The sequence below is a fragment of the Mesorhizobium sp. WSM4308 genome, assembly GCF_002294905.1.
Lineage (GTDB): Bacteria > Pseudomonadota > Alphaproteobacteria > Rhizobiales > Rhizobiaceae > Mesorhizobium.
Genome location: NZ_NSFW01000007.1, coordinates 238,486 through 258,161, shown reverse-complemented (window position 1 = coordinate 258,161; position 19,676 = coordinate 238,486). Strand labels below are relative to the sequence as shown.

The following is a 19,676-nucleotide window of genomic DNA, read 5'->3' as shown; positions in this document are numbered from 1 at the left end:
GGCACCAGCGTCTTGCAGGATGGATACCGCCGCCATCAGCCGCGGACGTTGTGCTTGCGCTTCATGAAGTCCTTGGCGGTCTCGACTGCCACCGCCGCGTCGCGGCAATAGGCGTCGGCGCCGACGGCCTTGCCGAATTCCTCGTTCAGCGGCGCACCGCCGACCAGCACGACATAGTCGTCGCGGATGCCCTTTTCCTTCATCGTGTCGATGACGACCTTCATGTAGGGCATGGTCGTGGTCAAAAGTGCCGACATGCCGATGATGTCGGGCTGATGCTCTTCAATCGCTGCCATATACTTCTCGACCGCATTGTTGATACCGAGGTCGATGACGTCGAAGCCAGCACCCTCCATCATCATGCCGACCAGGTTCTTGCCGATGTCGTGGATGTCGCCCTTGACGGTGCCGATCACCATCTTGCCCTGCTTGGGCGCGCCGGTGGCGGCAAGCAGCGGGCGCAGGATGAACATGCCGGCCTTCATGGCGTTGGCCGACAGCAGCACTTCCGGCACGAACAGGATGCCATCGCGAAAATCCTCGCCGACGATGCGCATGCCTTCGACCAGCGCCTCGGTCAGCACCTTGTAAGGCACCCAGCCGCGCTCGAGCAGGATGTTGGTGCCTTCCTCGATCTCTTCCTTCAGCCCGTCATAGAGATCGTCGTGCATCTGCTGCACCAACTCGTCGTCGGAAAGCTCGGAAAGGATGATCTCGTCGTCGGCCATGTTGGGTCGCCTCACGCATAGTTCAAAGGAGGTCGGTACCCCATACTCGATGGGGCACCGACCAGGCTTCCGGTTGGAGCCTTGGGAGTCTGCTAGGCTGCCAGCCAGACTTTCTGCAAATCCATCTGGAAAGTCTGGTGGATTGCATAGTTCTGAACTTTTTTGTTCATGTGACCAAAGAGGCTTTGCCAGAAGGGCTGGATGATGACGCCAGAATCCTGAAGCACATCTTCGATATCCTGCATCAGTTCCTTCCGCTTGGCGGCGTCGCTGACCGAGAACGCCTTTTTGAGCTTGGCATCGAAGTCGGGGTTTGCGTAAGCAGTCTCATTCCAAGCCTCGCCAGTGCGATAAGCCAGCGCCAGGACCTGAACCCCGAGCGGCCGCATGTACCAGACGGTCAGCGAATAGGGATACTTCGCCCAGTCGTTCCAGAAAGTCGAACCCGGAAGCACCGTGCGCTTGACCTTGATGCCGGCCTCTCGAAGCTGCGCCGCAATGGCGTCACCGGTGTTCTTCTGCCAGTCTTCGTCGATCGAAATCAGCTCGTGTTCGAAGTCGGCATGTCCGGATTCAGCAATGAGTTTCTTCGCGCCATCAACGTCCCGGCTCTTCTTGGGCAAGGCATAATATTCCGGATGGATCGGGGCGACGTGATGGTTTTCGCCGACCGTTCCCCGTCCTGCATAGCCGAGTTGAAGGATGGTGTTGTTGTCGACCGCCATCTGCAGGGCATTGCGGACCTTCTTGTCGTCATAGGGTTTGTTGGCTGTGTTGGTGCGGCACACCAGAGTCGTTGCGGTAGCGACCTCCGATTTGACCACGTCCATCTTGTCCAGAATGTCGATGAAGTCGGCCGGTGTCTCCATATTGACGTCGATCTCACCGGAGTCGAAGGCAGCCACCGTTGCCTGGAAATCGGTTCCGTAGTCGATAAACTGCACGCCATCGAGCAGAGCTTCACCGCCCCACCATTTGCCATTCTCGCGGCGTTTGACTTCCGCCTTGCTGCCGACCGCGTAGGATACCAGTTCGAATGCGCCGGTGCCGATCGGCTTTGCGACGGGGTCAGCGCCGCCGGCGTCGAAACTGCGATGGACGATCAGCCCGGGGTAGTCGGTGAAATTCGCGATGATGGCGATGTCCGGGTCGCTCAGCTTGAGCTTGACGGTATGGTCATCGACCTTAACGATCGCTCCTTCTCTCGCCTTGCCGGTCTTGGCATCGATCAGTCCCCCGACCCGCGCGGCCATTGAATTGCCGGAGACGCCCTTGTCGCACCAGCGGGTTATGTTGAGGACCACGTCATCGGCGTCGAAAGCGTCGCCATTGTTCCAGGTCACGCCCTTCCTGACATGGAAGACATACTCGGTGGCATCCTCGTTGACCTCCCAACTTTCCAGCAAGACAGGTTCAAATGTGAATTCATGTGTGTAGCGGACCAGCGGCTCGAGCCAGCAGCGAGAGATGTTGGCAAGTTCCACCCAGTCATACGTGCGTGGGTCTTTTTGCGCCTTGACGGGCATGGACACGCGCAGGGTTCCGCCCTTCGTTGGCTCGGCGGCGCGTGCGGGCTGGGGCAATGCCACGCCAATCAAGCCGTAGGCCATTGCCGCCGAGGCGCCGAACGTGCTTGCAAGCGCGAGAAACTCGCGCCGGTCCATTTGTCCTGCTTTGACTTCGCCCGCCAGCTTTTCGATGGCAGCCGGAACGCGATTCCCATTGCTTCTGAAGAGTCCCATTTTCTTCTCCCTTGTTGGCTATTGATTGCAGGCTCGTGCGCGGGCCCTTAGGCAAGGCTTGGCGAAATTTGCTCCTGGCGTTGCGCCACGTATGCATCGAGTTCCTCGCGCACGGCTGGATCCATCGGTGGCTGCTCGTAACCCGCGATGATCGATTTTGCCTTCTCACGGCAGCGCTGCGCCATGTCCTTGGAGCCTTTGACCTTCCACTGCTCGTAGCTGAGGTAATCCAGAATCTCCGGCGCGAAGAATGCGTCCTTGAAGCGCTTGAGTGTGAAGGAATCTCCGAGATAGTGCCCGCCCGGTCCGATGCGCCGCACTGCCTCGAGAGCGTCGTCGAAATGCTCGAATGAAATCCCCTGCGCGTATTTTTCGATCAGCAGGTTCTGTTCGGCATCGGCGACAAACTTCGCCATGCAGCATACGAGGCCGGCCTCATCCCAGCCGCCCGCATGCATCATCAGGTTCGCGCCTGCACTCGCTCCCGACATGTAGGCGATCGCCGACTCGTATCCGGACTGAGCATCGAAGGTCTTTGCGGACGATTGGGAGGCGGTTGTTCGCCACGGCAAGCCATACCGCCTTGCCATCTGGCCGATGACGGCGTTGATCAGAGTGACTTCGGGCATGCCGGACATCGGGGCCCCGCTGCGCATCGACACCGAGACTGAATATTGCCCATAGATCATTTTGGCGCCGGGCCTGACCAACTGGGTGTAGGCGAGCGCTGCGAGCGCCTCGGCGTTCAACTGGGCGATTGTGGCCGGGATGTCGGCGGGTGTGTTTGCGGCACCGAGCACAAAAGGCGACAGCAGGACGACCTGGTTCGCCTCGACGAAAGCGCGGAGCCCTTCCAGCATGGTCGAATCCCAGACCAGCGGCGAGTTTCCCGATACGTGACCCATCATCACCGCGTTCTGGTCCATAAAAGCCTTGCCATGGACGATCTGCCCCATGGCGATCGAATCGTCGGCTCGCTGCTTCCCGGTCGTCAGACCGAAGAAGGGCATGTTGGTTTCCACCAGGCTCGAATGGTTGATGTGCAGATGGCGCCATGGAACAGCGATGTCGGTCGGCTCACAGGTGAACCCGCCGGCGATATGGAACCCCGGCAGCATCTGGGTCAGCCGGTTCATGTTCCGCAGATCCTCGATCGTGGATGCGCGTCGCACACCCTCAAGGTCGCGGACGTTTGGCGCACCTTGCATGGCGCCGAAGGTCATTGTGTCCGGCGCGATCTCGAAACGCTGTGACGGATCGCGAGATGTCATCTCAAAACGGGATGGGGCCTTGGAGATCAGATGCATCAGCATCTCGCCATCGAGGCGCACACGTTGGCCTTGGACTTCAGCGCCAGCCTCCTTCCATTGCTGGATCGCTGTTTCATCCCGGAATTCGATTCCGATCTCCCGCAGGATCGCCAGCGAAGCCTGGTGAATGCGCTCAAGCTGCTCAGCCGTGACGGCCTCCACAGGCCGAATGCCGTACTTGATGGTCGAGACGCGGGGCCTCTTCTCTGCTTCCCGGGCAGCTACGACCGACGCGCGTCCTCCGCGGCGTCGGATTACGGCAGTATCAGTGTCCATCATCGTGTTTTCCCAGAGGGGCGCAAAAAGACCCGTCAACAGAGCTTTCCTCGGTCCGCTTACGGAACGCGGCACTGCTCATAGATGTTGATAATAGGGTCCTGCGAGCGCCCTGAGGACTCGTAAAAGGTTGCGCTGGCGTTAAACTCAGTTTATACCTGGGTCGACTGCGCAGGCACTCGTTACCTGGTAAGGACACCCGAAAGGCGACGCGGCTGGGGTGGGTACGGGAACCGAGGCAGCGGTGCCGATAGCCGTCTAAGGGCGCAGTTCCTTCGACTGCGCGAGGAACCAGTCTACAAGTACCTTGCACCTCTTGTTTTTGCCTGCATCGCCATTGGACAACAGGAAGAAGGCGCGGTCGGTCTTGATCTCGGTCGCGATGGGCCGAACCAGCATGCGGTTTTTGAGCAGGTGTTGGGCGGTCAGGGACCATCCCAGCGAGATTCCTTCGCCGGCAAGAGCTGCCTGGAGCGTCAGCTGATAGTCATTGAATACGATGTTCGGTTTCGTCTCGCTGGGGTCCCCGCCTGCAAGCGCGACCCATTCGGGCCAGCTCATTCGCCGGCGAAAGGCATCGGACGAATGAATGAGCTGGTGTCGAACCAGCTCATCGACGCTCTGGGGAGCGGGGTGCGCCAGAAGATATGCGGGGGAGCAGACGGGGAAAATGATCTCGTCGCATACGAACCAACTGTTGGTTCTCTCAAAATCCCGTGGCCGCACCCATACGGTGACGTCCACTTCGTGATCGGGCTCGATATCCCGATCGGTGGCGACAACCTTGATCTTAACGTCGGGATGCTCTTCCTGGAAATGATAGAGCTGAGGCGCAAGCCAATGTGCTGCCAGAGATGTCGACGCAGCAAAAGTGATGTACTTCGTCCCGCGATCTGAGATGGTCTCAAGTCGCTGTTCCAGACGGCGGAAACTCGTGCGCACCTCGTCGTAGAGCTGCCTGCCAGCCTCGGTCAGCTCTACCCCTCGATTATCTCGGGCAAAGAGCGCGGTCCCGCAATGCTTCTCGAACGATTTGATCGAGTGCGAGACGCTCGGTTGCGTCACGTTGAGCTCGCTGGCTGCGCTTTTGAAACTCAGGGTGCGGGCAGCCGCTTCGAAGACAAAAAGCGAATGCGTCGAGGGCACCAGGCTACGAAGCTTTGACATGAAGCAGGTCTATATCAGATGCTATCTTTTCCGTCTACGAGACGCCCGCCAACTGCTCTATTTGAACAGGAAACAACGCGACCGCGGATTGTTGCCAAGCCTTCGTTATCGGTCGCCTTAAACTCAGCGAGTTGGCAGTGAATTCGTTCAACCAAACCACGACGAAACAGCGCAAAGTCGTTCAGCCACCCCATCCTGAACCGACTATGTCCGGCTGGTACGCTGCGGCCGGACCAGAGTTGGCGCTGGTGCCGCTAGTAGGCGACGTTGCATGTGATTGCCTCGTGATTGGCGGCGGCTGGATGGGACTGCACGCGGCCCGCCGATTTGCCGAACTCAACCCGCAGTCTTCGGTTATCCTGGTAGACGCCGGCCGCATTGGGAACAATGCATCCGGACGGTGCATGGGTTTCGTCATCGATCTCGCGCACAATCCTCGGAAGCGCGATTTCGTCGAAGACATCAAGGGGAACAAGGAAGAGCTGTTCGTTAATCTGGACGGGATCGCCTACATCCGAAGCGCTGTCGAAGAGCATGGGGTCGATTGCGACTGGGACGCGCAGGGAAAATACCACAGCGCGGCCACCGCTCACGGTGTGGAGGACCTGCACCGCTTTTCGCAGGCGCTGGATAAGCTCGGGCAGAACTATAGCTGGGTCGAGACCCCCGAAATCCAGGCGATCACCGGCAGCAAGCACTACATCAAAGCCTTGCATCATCCTGGCACGGTCTTGGTCCAGCCAGCGAAATATCTCAAGAATGCGACAAGAAGCCTGCCCGCGAACGTCACCGTTCACGAAAACACCCCCATCGTGGCGGTGCAGTTCGGGGCACTGAAGCACATATGCGAGACGCCCGCCGGAACAATCAGGGCTTCGAAGGTCATCATCTGCGCGTCAGGCTATCTGACGAAATTCGGTTTCTTCGACAACCGCGCCATACCTCTGTACACATTTGCGAGCATGACACGACAGCTCACCGAGAGCGAGCTTTCGCAGGTGGGGAACAAGAGAGCCTACGGACTTATCCCAGCCAACAGCTTTGGCACGACGGTTCGTCGCACGATCGACAACCGGCTTTTCCTACGCAACGTCTATTCCTATGCGACGGACTTCAAGACCACCACGCAGGACGTGATGAAGGCTCGGGTGCAGCAGCAGATCGCGTTCGATCGGCGGTGGCCAGAGCTCTCCTCGATCGGCTTCGAGGCCAGTTGGGGCGGCCTTCTTACTCTCGCGCAAAATGGCGGAATGGTTTTCGGCGAATTGGCGGAGAAGGTCTACGGCGCCGCATTCTGCAACGGGACGGGCGTCGCGCGAGGAGCTGCCTTCGGCAAGGCCATAGCCGATCTGGCGTCAGGGCGATCGTCGCCGATAGTCGACATCCTGAAGACGCGCGCAAGTCCCAGCAAGCCTTATCCCAAGCCCGTCACAGCGATGGGCGTTCGAATCGTAACCGCGGTCCGTTTCCGACAGGCCGGAGCTGAAGTCTAGATACGAGAGAGACCATGGCGGACCTGAAGGGCATAAATCTGGCAATGCAAACACCGTTCGATGAGAATGGTGCGATCAACTATTCGATTTTCGAGGATCTGATCGAGCAGTACGTCGCCGCAGGTGTTCACGGGCTGGTGCTTGGCGCAGGGACCGGGCAACACCCCTATCTTACCGAGGCCGAGTGCAACCGCCTCTACGAAGTAGGCGCAAAGCGAATAGCTGGTCGCTGCAATGTCATTTGCCAGACTTCCGCTTTGAATATGGACGAAGTTATCAGAAGGTCCCGTCACGCGGAGTCCGTTGGCGCCGACGCATTGATGGTACTGCCCCCCTACCTGGAAGGTCCGAGTGATGAGCAGGGAATCTTCGACTTCTACAAAGCAATCGATGCTGAACTAGGTATCGACCTGGTTGGCTACAACATCCCACAGGCCACCGGCATTTCGGTTTCGCCGCAGCTGTTTGAGCGCCTGAGCCAGTTGAAGAATTTCAACTACATCAAGGACAGCGCAGGTGACTTTACTGTCCATCAGGAATACCTGCAGACAAGCGGAACGGTCCTCAATGGCTGCGACACCACCACGCTCTACGCACTGATGGCCGGGGCACGCGGCGTCATATGGGGTGGTGCGAATTACATGCCTTCTGAAGCGGTCGAGCTATATAGATTGGTGGACCGCAAGGAATACGAACAGGCGCTAACCCTCTGGCAGCGCATGTTGCCCTCGTTGCTCTTTATCTGGAGGTCGCCCTATACGCCGTCAGTACTTCGAGCGGCGCAACTGCGCGGCTACGGAACGGGAAATGTTCGCAGCCCACTGAGAAAGCTATCGGCAGATCAGGAAGCGCAGCTTCGCCGTTCGCTTGAACCGTTGGGCGTCTAAGGCGAAGAGAGGCGAGGGCTTCGTGAGAATCGTTCATGTTGGTGCGAGTGGCGTGATCGGCAAGGCCGTGTCGGCCGAACTCGGCAGGCGGCATGATGTCATCGCTGTCGGCCGAAGCGCCGGCGATTTCCAGGTCGATATCGACAATCCGTCGTCCATAAGTCGAATGTTCAGTCAGATCGGCGAGTTCGATGCCCTGATATGCACAGCGGGCACGGTTCATTTCGCCCCGCTCGCCGAGTTCACCATCGAGCAATATGCTATCGGCTTGCAAAGCAAACTCATGGGGCAGGTGAACCTTGTCCGACTTGGACTTGGATTCCTTCGTGAGGAAGGATCGTTCACGTTGACCTCCGGTCCAACGAACGACGATCCGATATCGCTCGGAACATCATCAGCGATGGTCAATGGCGCGCTCGAGGGATTTGTCCGAAGTGCTGCAATTGAGCTTCGCCAGGATCGTCGGATCAATCTGGTAAGTCCGACTATGCTCGAGGAGTCCTCTCCGCTCTACAGTCCTTACTTCCGGGGCTCGAAGGCGGTCGCGACGAACGACGTGGTGCTTGGTTACGTCAAAAGTGTCGAGGGCAAGCAAACTGGATGCGTTTACAGGATTGGATGGTCACGAGATCGCTGACCTGACTGCATCGGCGGCCGTTTGGGTTGGCCGCACTGGCATCGGCTTATCCGGCATGGATTGGTCTAGTAACGGGAGTAAGACCGCTTGATTGTTCCGTCCAAAGCTCGCGCCGTGATCATCGGCGGCGGCGTCTCCGGCTGTTCGGTCGCCTATCATCTGGCCAAGGTCGGCTGGACCGATGTCGTGCTGCTCGAACGCAAGCAGCTGACGTCGGGCACGACCTGGCATGCCGCCGGCCTGATCGGCCAGTTGCGCGGCTCGCAGAATATGACGCGACTGGCGAAATATTCAGCCGACCTCTACGTCAAGCTGGAAGCCGAGACTGAAATCGGCACCGGCATGCGCCAGGTCGGCTCGATCACCGTGGCGCTGACGGAGGAGCGCAAGCACGAGATCTATCGGCAGGCATCTCTCGCCCGCGCCTTCGATGTCGACGTACGCGAGATTTCGCCCAACGAAGTCAAGCAGATGTACCCACATCTCAATGTGTCAGACGTGGTCGGCGCCGTGCACCTGCCGCTCGACGGCCAGTGCGACCCGGCCAACATCGCCATGGCCTTGGCCAAGGGCGCGCGCCAGCGCGGTGCGACGATCGTCGAGAACGTCAAAGTCACCAGGGTGCATACCAGGGCCGGCCGCGTCACCGGCGTTTCCTGGGCGCAAGGCGACGAGCAAGGCACGATTGAAGCCGATGTCGTCGTCAACTGCGCCGGCATGTGGGCACGCGAACTTGGCGCCCAGAACGGCGTCACCATTCCGCTGCACGCCTGCGAACATTTCTATCTCGTCACCGAGCCGATCCCCGGGCTTTCCCGGTTGCCAGTGCTGCGTGTGCCGGACGAGTGCGCCTACTACAAGGAAGATGCCGGCAAGATGATGCTCGGCGCTTTCGAGCCGGTGGCCAAGCCCTGGGGCATGAATGGCATAAGCGAGGAGTTTTGCTTCGACCAGTTGCCGCAGGACATGGACCATTTCGAGCCGATCCTAGAAATGGGCGTCAATCGCATGCCGATGCTCGCCACCGCCGGCATCCACACCTTCTTCAACGGCCCCGAGAGTTTTACCCCCGATGACCGCTACTATCTCGGCGAGGCGCCGGAGCTTTCCGGCTACTGGATGGCGACCGGCTACAATTCGATCGGTATCGTCTCCTCCGGCGGCGCCGGCATGGCGCTGGCGCAATGGATCAATGATGGCGAGGCGCCGTTCGACCTGTGGGAGGTCGACATCCGCCGCGCCCAGCCGTTCCAGAAGAACCGCCGCTATCTCAAGGAGCGCGTCTCCGAAACGCTCGGCCTGCTCTATGCCGACCATTTTCCCTACCGGCAGATGGCAACCTCACGAAACGTGCGCCGTTCGCCGTTGCACGAACACCTGAAGGCGCGCGGCGCGGTGTTCGGCGAGGTCGCCGGCTGGGAGCGCGCCAACTGGTTCGCTAGGCCCGGCCAGGAGCGCGAATACCGCTATTCCTGGAAACGGCAGAACTGGTTCGACAACCAGCGCGACGAGCATCTGGCGGTCCGAAACGGCGTCGGCCTGTTCGACATGACCTCCTTCGGCAAGATCCGCATCGAAGGCCGCGACGCCTGCGCCTTCCTGCAAAAGCTCTGCGCCAACGATGTGGACGTGGCGCCGGGCAAGATCGTCTACACCCAGATGCTCAACCAGCGCGGCGGCATCGAGAGCGACCTCACTGTCTCGCGGCTGTCCGAAACCGCCTTCTTTCTCGTCGTGCCCGGCGCGACGCTGCAGCGCGATCTGGCCTGGCTGAGAAAACACCTTGCCGACGAGTTCGTCGTCGTCACCGATGTGACCGCTGCCGAAGCCGTGCTTTGCCTGATGGGGCCGGATTCGAGGAAGCTGATCCAAAAGGTCAGCCCGAATGATTTCTCCAATGACAACAATCCGTTCGGAACGTTTCAGGAGATCGAGATCGGCATGGGCCTGGCCCGCGCCCACCGCGTCACTTATGTCGGCGAGCTCGGCTGGGAGCTTTATGTCTCGACCGACCAGGCTGCCCATGTTTTCGAGGCAATCGCGGAAGCCGGCACCGATGTCGGCCTGAAGCTATGCGGCCTGCACACGCTGGATTCCTGCCGCATCGAGAAGGCGTTCCGGCATTTCGGCCACGACATCACCGACGAGGACAACGTGCTGGAAGCCGGCCTTGGCTTCGCGGTGAAGACGGCGAAAGGCGACTTCATCGGCCGTGATGCGGTGCTGCGCAAGAAGGAGACCGGATTGAACCGCCGACTCGTTCAGTTCCGGCTGAAAGACCCAGAACCCCTGCTCTTCCACAACGAGGCGATCCTGCGCGACAGCAAGATCGTTGGTCCGATCACGTCAGGCAATTACGGCCATCACCTCGGCGGAGCCGTCGGGCTGGGCTATGTGCCCTGCGAAGGCGAGAGCGAGGCGGATGTGCTGGGCTCATCCTACGAAATCGAGATCGCCGGCGAGCGCTTTGCGGCCGAAGCATCGCTGAAACCGATGTACGATCCGAAGTCGGAAAGGGTGAGGATGTAGCGCGGTCCACTACTCGACGTTGAACGGCCGAACGGGAGACCTAGGTCGGTATGGGTGTGCTTTTTCTTCAATACGGCTCGTCTTCGTGCGTTGGGGTCGAGTGTCGATATAGATTAATACCTTGATTGAAAGAGTTGACTGGATGACGCGATCTGAGTTCAACACACAGGCGTTTTTGAACGCCCTGGATCGAAAGAAGTCAGATAGAAAACTGAACTGGAAGCAAGTCGCTGACCTTTCGGGAGTAAGCGCTTCAACACTGATCCTCATGGCGCAGGGACAAAGGCCAGATGTCGAGAATCTGGCTCGGCTATTCCACTGGTCGGGTTTGAGTGCCGACACATTTGTGGGCGCTGGACAAGGACACCGTCTTTTTACTGAGCCATTCAGCCAAATCGCCATGGTCATCTGTTCGGACAACTATCGTGCAGACAATGGCCGCAGCACGGTAATTGGCACTTTCACTGGTATTTTTGTGCGTCTCCGAGACAAGCTCTACCACGACTAGCGGGAAAAGGATGGCTACTGGTCTAAAGCGGAATGACCATGACCTCTTCCTGTGAGCTGTCAGGCCGCTTGCGGCCCAAAAGCAATGTGCGAGAAGCGCCTCATCTCGGCCGTTGAAGATAGCTCGGCCACTGCCTTGAAACGGACATTACCGGCGACCTCGCCGGAGGTTGCGGTTGCGCCATGAGGTCGCCGAATTGCAAAAGATATTTGAAGGGCCGATACCATCGACGACGAAGCAACGTCCACCGCAGCGCGCGGACGGCTCAACACACCAAAACGCAACCTACGCGGCGCGTCGTTGAGCCAACTGGAGACCCGAACGGGCTCGACGAGGGTCGACGGCCGTCACAATGCTGTGGTGGTGATCGCAGTAGACGCGATCCGGCGAAGTTGGCCCATCACAAAAACGGTAACCGCCGGGTACGGATGTGTCTTCGCTCACCGGGAAGCGGCACTGATAGACGCCTAGCTAAATGAGGGGAACGTCTCTCGAAGTCAGTCTGATATTTTCAGGCATGATGGTTTTCAGGTTCCTAGCTCATAGACCGATGCTGGCTGACGGCCGCGGTGTGACCCCGCCGAGGCGAACTTCTCTCGTTTTCGGAAGGCTCACGACAGTCGAGCCCTATATCAAGGATTGGTGCGCTATGGGTCAACCAGCCGATGGAAATCAGATCAACGCCTGTCGCAGCCACGGCCGGCGCCGTCGTCAGGGTTATCCACGCCCTCAGACCGGACTGTAGTGATCGATGACCAAGTTCAAAGGGACCGGACGGCAAGGCTTGGGCCTCCCCGATGGTAAGGATGCGCGGCTCGCCGTCGGTCACGGCTATCACGACGGCGATCAGGTCGGCATCGACAACGTGGCGTTGGCCGTTGCGACCAGCTGATCTCTTGGCCTGTGTTGATTTGACTTCCATAGGCTTTGACTGATTTCCGAATAATGAGGAACCCGGTCTGGGCAAGCCGGGCGCAAGGTGACCTGCAGCCCTCCGCTCGTCAACGCTCCCCAGGACGACGCAATCGATCACCTCATAGTCTTTGCCCTCCGCAACTGCACAAATCTATGCCAAATGCGACAGTTGGCTGGCGTGAGGGAACGCTGGGGCGCCACGAGTGTGGCTCGATGGCGTCTGCTTCTTGGGCGCAGACAAGCCATACTTGGATCCATGCCACTTTCGGTCATGGAGACGCAGCGCGGCGGCGCGGCGATGCACTGCGCCAGCAACTGTCGCGACAGCCCATTCGTCCAGCCTCTGGTGGGTGGCAATCTTCACGCAGGAACCGACCCAGAGATCAGTTGGGTACCACCCAGCGCGTGGCAGCGCTGTTAGAGCCTAAATCAAACATTTCGCAACGACAGCCCCCTCAAGAACATCATCTGTCCGCAGGCGGCAGACCGTGTATTTGCCCCTTGAGACCCCGGTTTGATCGAGCTGCGACGGCCGCCCTCTTTCTCGCCGCCAAGGCGCTGCCAAAAAATAAGCAAGGCGTTATCGCAGGTATACAAATAATATATACCCGGCAGAATGGGGGGTCAATCAGTTGATATCACTACAATATATACTCATATAACCCATTAATATGGTAAGATATTCAGCACACATCTATCAATAACGCCGAAACACGTCGAAAAGGATTGGACCTCCATTTGATCGTTCCGTACTAGGGGCGCTCTATTCACAGAGGGCAATCCACATGAACATCAGAAGTTTTTTACTCAGTGCTGGCCCTGCCATCGGCGCCATCACGGGCGCTCAGGCTGCAGATGCTGTCCCTGTCGCCGAGCCGGAACCCGTCGAGTACGTCCGCGTATGCGAAGCTTACGGTGCAGGGTTTTTCTACATTCCGGGAACTGAGACCTGCCTGAAGGTCAGCGGTTACGTGCGTTACGACGCCCGCGGAGGTGATAACGTCTACAAGGGGGATGAGTTCGGCACCTGGCAGAAAACGTCACGTGCCACGATGCGATTTGATGCTCGTTCGGAAACCGAACTTGGCACATTGCGTTCCTATGCTGAAACGCGTTCTGTGTTCGCAAATGCCGTGCAGAGCACAGGCCTGTCCCATGCATATATTGAACTCGGTGGCTTTCGGATTGGTGAGACCGATTCCCGCTTCAATACATGGACGGGCTCAGCTGGAAATGTCGTTGCTGATGATATTGTCGACTATGCCGGTGATGCCACCAACCAGATTAGCTACACTTTTGTCGGTGGCAAGGGGTTTTCAGCAATGATCGGCGCAGAACAGGGCGACAGCTTGCACATGATCAACGGCTACATGCCGCACGTCGTTGCCGGTGCGAAGTTCCAACAGGGCTGGGGTGCCGTTTCGGCGGTGGGCGGTTATGACGTGGCCAGCGAAGAATTTGCAGGCAAAGTTCGTCTGGATGTGAAGTTCACCGGCCCTGTAACCGCTTTTGTCATGGCCGGCTACCAGTCCGATCCAGACAAACCCAATTACTACGGAGCCTGGAACGGGGATTACGCGCTCTGGGGTGGTCTATCTGCCAAGATTTCTAGCAAGGCAACCGTGAGCGGACAGGTTGCCTACGAACAAGAGGGTACTTTCGCCGCTGCCTTGAACCTTGCCTACGAAATCGTTCCTGGTTTCGTGATCACGCCGGAAATCGAATATACGTCGTTTGGCGGTGACCGCGGTAACGGTCATGACCACGCCATTGGCGGCATTGTCCGATTCCAGCGGAATTTCTGAATTTACCAGCTGAGTTCATAAAAGCTCTCTGATCGACCTGGCAATGTAGAAGGACTGCACATGCCAAGGTGATAGGGCACGCTCCAGTCGTATCATTGTTTTAGATCGGTGGATTCAAATGGTCCGCCGATCGCCTTGTTGTTGGCGCCGATAGCGAACTTCGCACAACTGGAGAGATTGAAATCTCACAAAGCCTGGGGCCCCGCCGATGGGCGAATGAAGGTCTGCAAATCTGGTTCGGTGAACGGGAATGTGTCGCAACGGGCTGTTTGGGCAAGATTAAAGAACGTTTCCTTGCAGACGCGCTCCACGGCAGTGACAGCTCGCGAACCGCTGATACTGCGAACGAGGTACAATGATCGGGTCAACGCAGGATTCTCTATTCTCCACATGCGCACTCCCTCACGGTGCGCGTGCTGATCGAAGGCGTTGATCGGGAGTATCGCATAGCCCATGCCTGCTTCCATCATGCGTATTATGCTGGTGTATGAATCCACCTCGACAACATTGATGAAGGCAATTTGCTGGCGTGTCGCCTCCTCCTCAAGAATCCGCCGCAAGCCGTGGGTCCTGCTGGGCAATAGGAGTGGGAGCGTCGCGATATCGCAATACGGTACGACGCTTGCATCGAAGTGAAGATGCTGGCCACGTCCATGTGCTCCGTCGGTCGGGCCGAAGAGGCAAAGCTCATCAGCCTGAACATGTTTCGAGGCCAGTTTTTTGTCGTCAGGGTCGTTATAGAGAACTGCGAGATCGACACGGCCTTGCAGGAGCCAGTCGAGGAAAAACCCCGTCATTGCCTCGACAATACGCAATTGGATGAGCGGATAGATGCGGTTGACTTCCTGCATAAGCGGAACCGCGAGCACCTGGCTGATGGTCCCCGATAGCCCAAGGCTCACTTGGCCGCTCGGGTGTTCATCGGTTCCCTTCATTTCTTCCGCCAGCGCATCAATTTGCTCGACAATCGTGCGGGCTTTATTGAGTAATGCGCTCCCGCATTCGGTTGGCACGACACCCTGCTGGCTGCGGATGAGAAGCGGTTTGCCGATATCAAGTTCCATATTGCGCACGTGCAGACTCAACGCGGGTTGCGCGACCTGCAATGCAACTGCCGCTTTTGAAAATGACCCTTGCTCTACGATCTTTATGAAGTATCGAAGCCGGCGGACGTCCAAGTGTCTTATCCCCATAACGACCGCGACCAGGAGCCAACAGAACTGGTCCAGATCAACATTTGCGCCAAATTGAGCTACCTCTGTGCGCCGGCCGAGATCGCAACTTTGTGCCCGGCCCGATCATGGATAATCGCGGAAGGTCGTTTCGCCGCAAGGCAAAGAACATGTCCAGCTGCACAGTCCCAAAGGTTGGTTCCGTGCTCAATGTAGCCGGCTAGACGACCCGATGCGACCAAAGCCAGGGAAGCCGCGCAACTGCCCAAGCTGACCACATGATGGCCGATAGCTTCGATTTCAGTTTCTATCTCTAGTCGATGCGCCGTCGGCCACACCCGGTTGCGGCCGATCCCGAAGGCGGCTGACGCGCTCCCCTCTATCATCCGCAACGGTCCCGTGACATTGAGCGGGCCGTCCGATGCGGCCCACATGATGGTTCCAAGCGCCGGCAGAGCGACCGCGCCCAGCACGGGCTCATCGTCTAGAACGTAGGCGATCGACACCGCCCAAATTGGCATCCCACTGACAAAGTTGGCTGTACCGTCCACTGGATCTATCAGCCAATAGTCGCCCGTCGCATCACCGCCCTGCTCCTCGCCCACGATGAGGTCGTCTGGGACGTCATCTGTCAGCAGTCGCCGAGCAAGCGTTTCGGCATCGCGATCGACGGCACTGACATAGTCGGCAGACCCTTTGGTCTCGATGGTCCACTTATCCCGGTTATGAAATCGCTCCAGGCTGAATGCCGCCACCTTGGAAACGACATCGTGAAGGGTCGCGAGACGAACGTTGAGCGCAGCGCTCGTCATGCGGTGTTCCTCGCGCGCGCATGGACAACCATCTCCTCGAGCTTGAGCGCGACGCCGTGAGCGCGGCGATAATAGGCGGGCTCTGGAATCCCGTACCGATCCATCGGCGTCTCGAAATTGAGCGGCGTCTGGTAAGCGGTCGCCGCGATCGCAGCGGCTATAGCGTGCCAATCCAGCCTGCCGTCGAACGGCAGGAGATGGTTGTCCATTGCGCCAAAATTGTCGTGAATGTGGGTCGCGATGAGACGATCCCCGAAACGCTCCAGGACAGTTAGCTTGCCAGGCTCGATCAGTTCCCAGTGGCCGCAATCGAAACAGATGCCGATGAATTCCTTGCCGTATCGGGCGAACAGGCGATCAAAAAGATTGAGGAAGTTCTGGGCGGTGGCGCAAAGCAGCGTTTCCACCGCAATCTGCACGCCCTTTTCCAAGCAGTAGGGCTGAATCTCATCGAGAGAACGGAACAAGGGTTTGAAGAACTCTCGTTCCGAGGCTTCGTTGCGGAAGACGTCGTCGGTGATATCGATGTGCAGAACCACATTCGGGGATTTAAAGGCGGCCGCCAGATCGATCCGGTTGCGCAACAGCTCGACGCCGCTTAGGCGCTGCCATTCATGCAGCGACAGGATGTCCTTGCGCATCTCAAGCGCAAACGGACCAGGGTTGTTGTGACCGATTTCGCTGACCGGATTGCGGCCATTGCTGGCATGAACCGAGTGCACCTTCAGCCCGGCGGCGGCCACCATGTTGCTGGTGAACTCGATTTCGGCGTCGGCCAGCCAGTACGAACTGCCGGAGTCGGGGTTCCAGTTGATATGTGTGAAGCCAGCTTCCTTGATCAGGGCCAGCGAATTGCGAATGCCCTCGTCGTACCAACGTTCCTGGTGCGGCCAATGCCAGACGGTGATGCAGGTATCCAATGGATTGATGTCCTTTTCTACAGTGTGTTGGTTTCGGGGCCTTTGCCCAGACCGATACGCTCGGCCAGCAGGATGATCGCCAGTGAAAACGCCATGATCAGCGTGACGTAGACGAGGTTGAGCGCGCCCTGCTCAGGATCGACAGACAGCGCGCTGTCGACGATCGCGATCGGCAGCGGCTTGTTGTTGACGTTGTAGAGGAAGGCCGACAGAGGGTATTCCGATAGGAGCTCGTTGAAGGCCATGCCGGCGACGAGGATCGCCGTCGGCGCCACCAGCGGCAGGATGATGCGGCGATAGCGGTATAAGCCTGTGGCGCCCATCGAGCGGGCTGCCTCGCTATAGGCCGGATCGATCCCACTGAAGGCCGCCCGCAGGAATCGCACCATCAGCGGCAAGGCGACGATGGCGTAGCCGATCGGCAGTAGCCAGTAGCCGCCGAGAAGCACCGCGTTTCCGACGAGCGGGTTTGGTGTGTCGAAGGTGAGGATCAGCCCGACCGCGAGCAGAATGCTGGGCACCACCCAGGGCAGGAAGAAACTAAGGTCGAGAACACGCGTCAGCCAATTGCGCCGACCCACAATGACGGGCACGGCAAACAGGGCAACGCCAAGCGCCGCCAGAACGGCGACAAGGCCCATCAGCATCGAGTTGAAGAACGGCAAAAAGGCAGAGCCTTCGGTGAAGACGCGTGCATAGTTCTTCAACGTCAGGCTGGACGGGATAACCTCCACGCCGATGCTGGCGGCCGGGGCGAAGGAGAAGAGCACCACCAGGGCGACCGGGACCACATAGATGGCCACAAGCAGATGGGCCAAGACTTGCAGGACCGCGTTGCCGATCGGATTGCGAATCTTGCGCAGTTGAATTGGTGCGGTCGCCTTCGCGCCGCCGATATAGGAGCCGCGTGCTTCGTAATATTGCGACAAGAGGATAACACTCATGAGGCACACACCCATGATGAGCGCCAGCAGGGCTGCCATGTCGGGGCGACGCAGGCTGTTCAGCGTCAGCACCACCTGGCTGAGCATGTAAAAGTCGCGGCCGCCCAGCACTTGCGGCGCGGCGAAGGAACTGATCGCGGTGTAAAGGGTGAGCAGGGTTACGGCGAGCAGCGTCGGCATGATCACGGGCAGAACCACGCGCCACAGGATCGTTGCTTCCGAGGCTCCCATGCTGCGCGCGACTTCGATGGTTGCATAATCGACGCGGCGCATCGCGGCGCGCAAAAAGAGAAAGTAGAAGCTGGTCATCAGGAAGGTATGTGTGAAGAGCACGCCAAACCAGCCGATGAACCAGTCTCGCGGCAGGCTGGGGAAGACTGCCTTGACCATAAGTGTCAGCGCGCCGCCCGGACCATAGGTGAAATTATAGCCAGCCGCCGCAACGACGCCGCCGAAGACCAGCGGTGTCGCATAGGCGATTTTCAGGAGCGCACGACCTCGCACGTGAAAATACTCAAGCACCGCCACCTGGAAAACCCCGACAACGGTGACCGTGATCATTGTTGCCGCCGTCATCCAAACGGTGTTCCAAAATGCGATGCGTACCCTGCGGGATGCTGAAAGTTCGCTTATGATCTGACCGACAGCCAGGCTGCCTTCCTTGAAGAATGCCGCTTGAAGCGAGGCGAACAGCGGCACGATCATGAAGGTGACAACGGCCCAGATCAGGGTCGCCAACGCGACCCAATAGGCAACGCGCTCGACGCCAGCCGCGCGGTTCAAAGGGCTGCTCCTTCGAAAATATGGGCCGAGCCGGGCCGGATGGCCCAGGACACGGTCTCGCCGATTTCGGGCAACTCGTTGCCCATCCTAGCCGCCGAGATTGAATGCCCGTCGGCATCGAGGTCGATGCGGCTGTGGGCGCCTAGGAACTCCACATGGCGGACGCTCGCCGGAAACCCGCCTGATATCGCTCGGCCCACGACCACGTCTTCGTGGCGGACAAAGCAGCGCCCCTCGATAGCGCGGCCCAGTATCCGAGCGGCAAGCGGCGCGGACAGTTCGTTGGCCGCGCCGATGAACTCGCAGATGAACGGCGTCGCGGGGTTTCGGTAAAGCGTGCGCCCATCACCGATCTGTTCGACGCTGCCGTTTGCTAACACGACGATCTTGTCCGACATGGTGAGCGCATCTTCCTGGTCATGCGTGACGAAGACTGCCGTGAAGCCGAAATCCCGCTGCAGCCGCTTGATCTCGTGGCGCATCGTCACCCGCACCTTGGCGTCGAGATTGGACAGCGGCTCATCGAACAAAAGCACCTTCGAGCCGGTGACGAGCGCGCGCGCGATGGCGACGCGCTGTTGCTGCCCGCCCGACATGTTGGCCGGGTTCTTCTGCAACTGCTCGGTGATGCCCGACGTTTCGGCGATCTGGCCGACGCGCCGGCCAATCTCGCTCTCCGGCAGCTTCGCCACGCGCAGCGCGAACGCGATGTTCTCGAACGCTGTCATCGTGGGAAACAGCGCGTAATTTTGAAAGACAATGCCGACATTGCGGCGCTCCGGCGGCGCATTGGTGATGTCTTTCCCATCCAGGACGATCCGCCCACTCATGACTGAATGAAAGCCGACGATGGCCCGCAGGACGCTGGATTTGCCGCTGCCGGAAGGCCCGAGCAGCGAGACGAACTCGCCTTCGTGAATATCGATCGACAGGTTGCGAACGACAATGTTGTCGCCATAACCAATATGCAGCTTGTCGATGTTCAGGATTGGGTTGGCCATGGTCGTGCTCCTCGTGAAGCCGGGCGGTCAGGGCTGCCCAAACGAGA

General features: G+C 58.9%; 15 protein-coding genes and 2 pseudogenes. 6 read left to right on the top strand and 11 right to left on the bottom strand.

The features are described 5' to 3' along the window. Positions 1-35 precede the first annotated feature (35 nt). The 4 genes from CK227_RS15445 to CK227_RS15430 form a co-directional block, all read right to left on the bottom strand. Positions 36-728: a B12-binding domain-containing protein gene (locus tag CK227_RS15445; protein ID WP_095774068.1), complete on the bottom strand. Its 693-nt coding sequence runs from the start codon at positions 726-728 to the stop codon at positions 36-38. 92 nt (positions 729-820) lie between these two features. Then, positions 821-2,470, bottom strand: coding sequence for an ABC transporter substrate-binding protein (locus CK227_RS15440; protein WP_095774069.1), 1,650 nt, complete (start codon positions 2,468-2,470; stop codon positions 821-823). A 47-nt stretch (positions 2,471-2,517) separates the two neighbouring features. Next, complete coding sequence (locus CK227_RS15435; protein WP_142887131.1) at positions 2,518-4,095, bottom strand: trimethylamine methyltransferase family protein; 1,578 nt, start codon at positions 4,093-4,095, stop codon at positions 2,518-2,520. 219 nt (positions 4,096-4,314) lie between these two features. Continuing rightward, entirely contained in the window at positions 4,315-5,223 is a 909-nt protein-coding gene (locus tag CK227_RS15430; protein ID WP_095774071.1) for a LysR substrate-binding domain-containing protein, read from the bottom strand. Positions 5,224-5,360: 137 nt separating this feature from the next. On the opposite strand from CK227_RS15430, the gene CK227_RS15425 reads away from it, so the two are divergent. From CK227_RS15425 to CK227_RS15405, 5 genes are all read left to right on the top strand, one after another. Then, complete coding sequence (locus tag CK227_RS15425) at positions 5,361-6,716, top strand: FAD-binding oxidoreductase (protein ID WP_245318182.1); 1,356 nt, start codon at positions 5,361-5,363, stop codon at positions 6,714-6,716. Positions 6,717-6,730: 14 nt separating this feature from the next. After that, complete coding sequence (locus CK227_RS15420) at positions 6,731-7,603, top strand: dihydrodipicolinate synthase family protein (RefSeq protein ID WP_095774073.1); 873 nt, start codon at positions 6,731-6,733, stop codon at positions 7,601-7,603. Between the two features lie 22 nt (positions 7,604-7,625). Continuing rightward, a complete protein-coding gene (locus tag CK227_RS15415; protein WP_095774258.1) occupies positions 7,626-8,240 on the top strand; it encodes a short chain dehydrogenase in 615 nt (204 codons plus the stop codon). Between the two features lie 87 nt (positions 8,241-8,327). Then, complete coding sequence (locus CK227_RS15410; RefSeq protein ID WP_095774074.1) at positions 8,328-10,769, top strand: FAD-dependent oxidoreductase; 2,442 nt, start codon at positions 8,328-8,330, stop codon at positions 10,767-10,769. 142 nt (positions 10,770-10,911) lie between these two features. Continuing rightward, complete coding sequence (locus tag CK227_RS15405; protein ID WP_095774075.1) at positions 10,912-11,277, top strand: helix-turn-helix domain-containing protein; 366 nt, start codon at positions 10,912-10,914, stop codon at positions 11,275-11,277. Positions 11,278-11,812: 535 nt separating this feature from the next. Here CK227_RS15405 and CK227_RS37980 read toward each other — a convergent pair. Further along, a pseudogene (locus CK227_RS37980) lies at positions 11,813-11,998 on the bottom strand (hypothetical protein); the annotation flags it as partial. Further along, positions 11,996-12,199: pseudogene (locus CK227_RS37270) on the bottom strand (hypothetical protein); the annotation flags it as partial. The pseudogenes CK227_RS37980 and CK227_RS37270, both read right to left, overlap by 3 nt. A gap of 778 nt (positions 12,200-12,977) precedes the next feature. Here CK227_RS37270 and CK227_RS15395 point away from each other — a divergent pair. Continuing rightward, the gene (locus CK227_RS15395; protein ID WP_095774076.1) at positions 12,978-13,997 is read left to right on the top strand and encodes a porin; all 1,020 of its coding nucleotides are present in this window, start codon (positions 12,978-12,980) and stop codon (positions 13,995-13,997) included. Positions 13,998-14,182: 185 nt separating this feature from the next. Here the strand turns inward: CK227_RS15395 and CK227_RS15390 are convergent, their stop codons facing one another. The 5 genes from CK227_RS15390 to CK227_RS15370 all read right to left on the bottom strand — a co-directional run bounded on the left by CK227_RS15390 (position 14,183) and on the right by CK227_RS15370 (position 19,629). Then, positions 14,183-15,175, bottom strand: a complete 993-nt coding sequence (locus CK227_RS15390) for a LysR family transcriptional regulator (RefSeq protein WP_179296487.1) — start codon at positions 15,173-15,175, stop codon at positions 14,183-14,185. A 74-nt stretch (positions 15,176-15,249) separates the two neighbouring features. Continuing rightward, positions 15,250-15,981, bottom strand: coding sequence for an inositol monophosphatase family protein (locus CK227_RS15385; RefSeq protein ID WP_095774078.1), 732 nt, complete (start codon positions 15,979-15,981; stop codon positions 15,250-15,252). Beyond that, positions 15,978-16,901: a TIM barrel protein gene (locus CK227_RS15380; RefSeq protein ID WP_095774079.1), complete on the bottom strand. Its 924-nt coding sequence runs from the start codon at positions 16,899-16,901 to the stop codon at positions 15,978-15,980. The genes CK227_RS15385 and CK227_RS15380 overlap by 4 nt, the downstream gene beginning before the upstream one ends. A gap of 17 nt (positions 16,902-16,918) precedes the next feature. Further along, complete coding sequence (locus CK227_RS15375; RefSeq protein WP_245318183.1) at positions 16,919-18,550, bottom strand: iron ABC transporter permease; 1,632 nt, start codon at positions 18,548-18,550, stop codon at positions 16,919-16,921. A gap of 74 nt (positions 18,551-18,624) precedes the next feature. After that, positions 18,625-19,629: an ABC transporter ATP-binding protein gene (locus tag CK227_RS15370; protein WP_095774081.1), complete on the bottom strand. Its 1,005-nt coding sequence runs from the start codon at positions 19,627-19,629 to the stop codon at positions 18,625-18,627. Positions 19,630-19,676 lie beyond the last annotated feature (47 nt).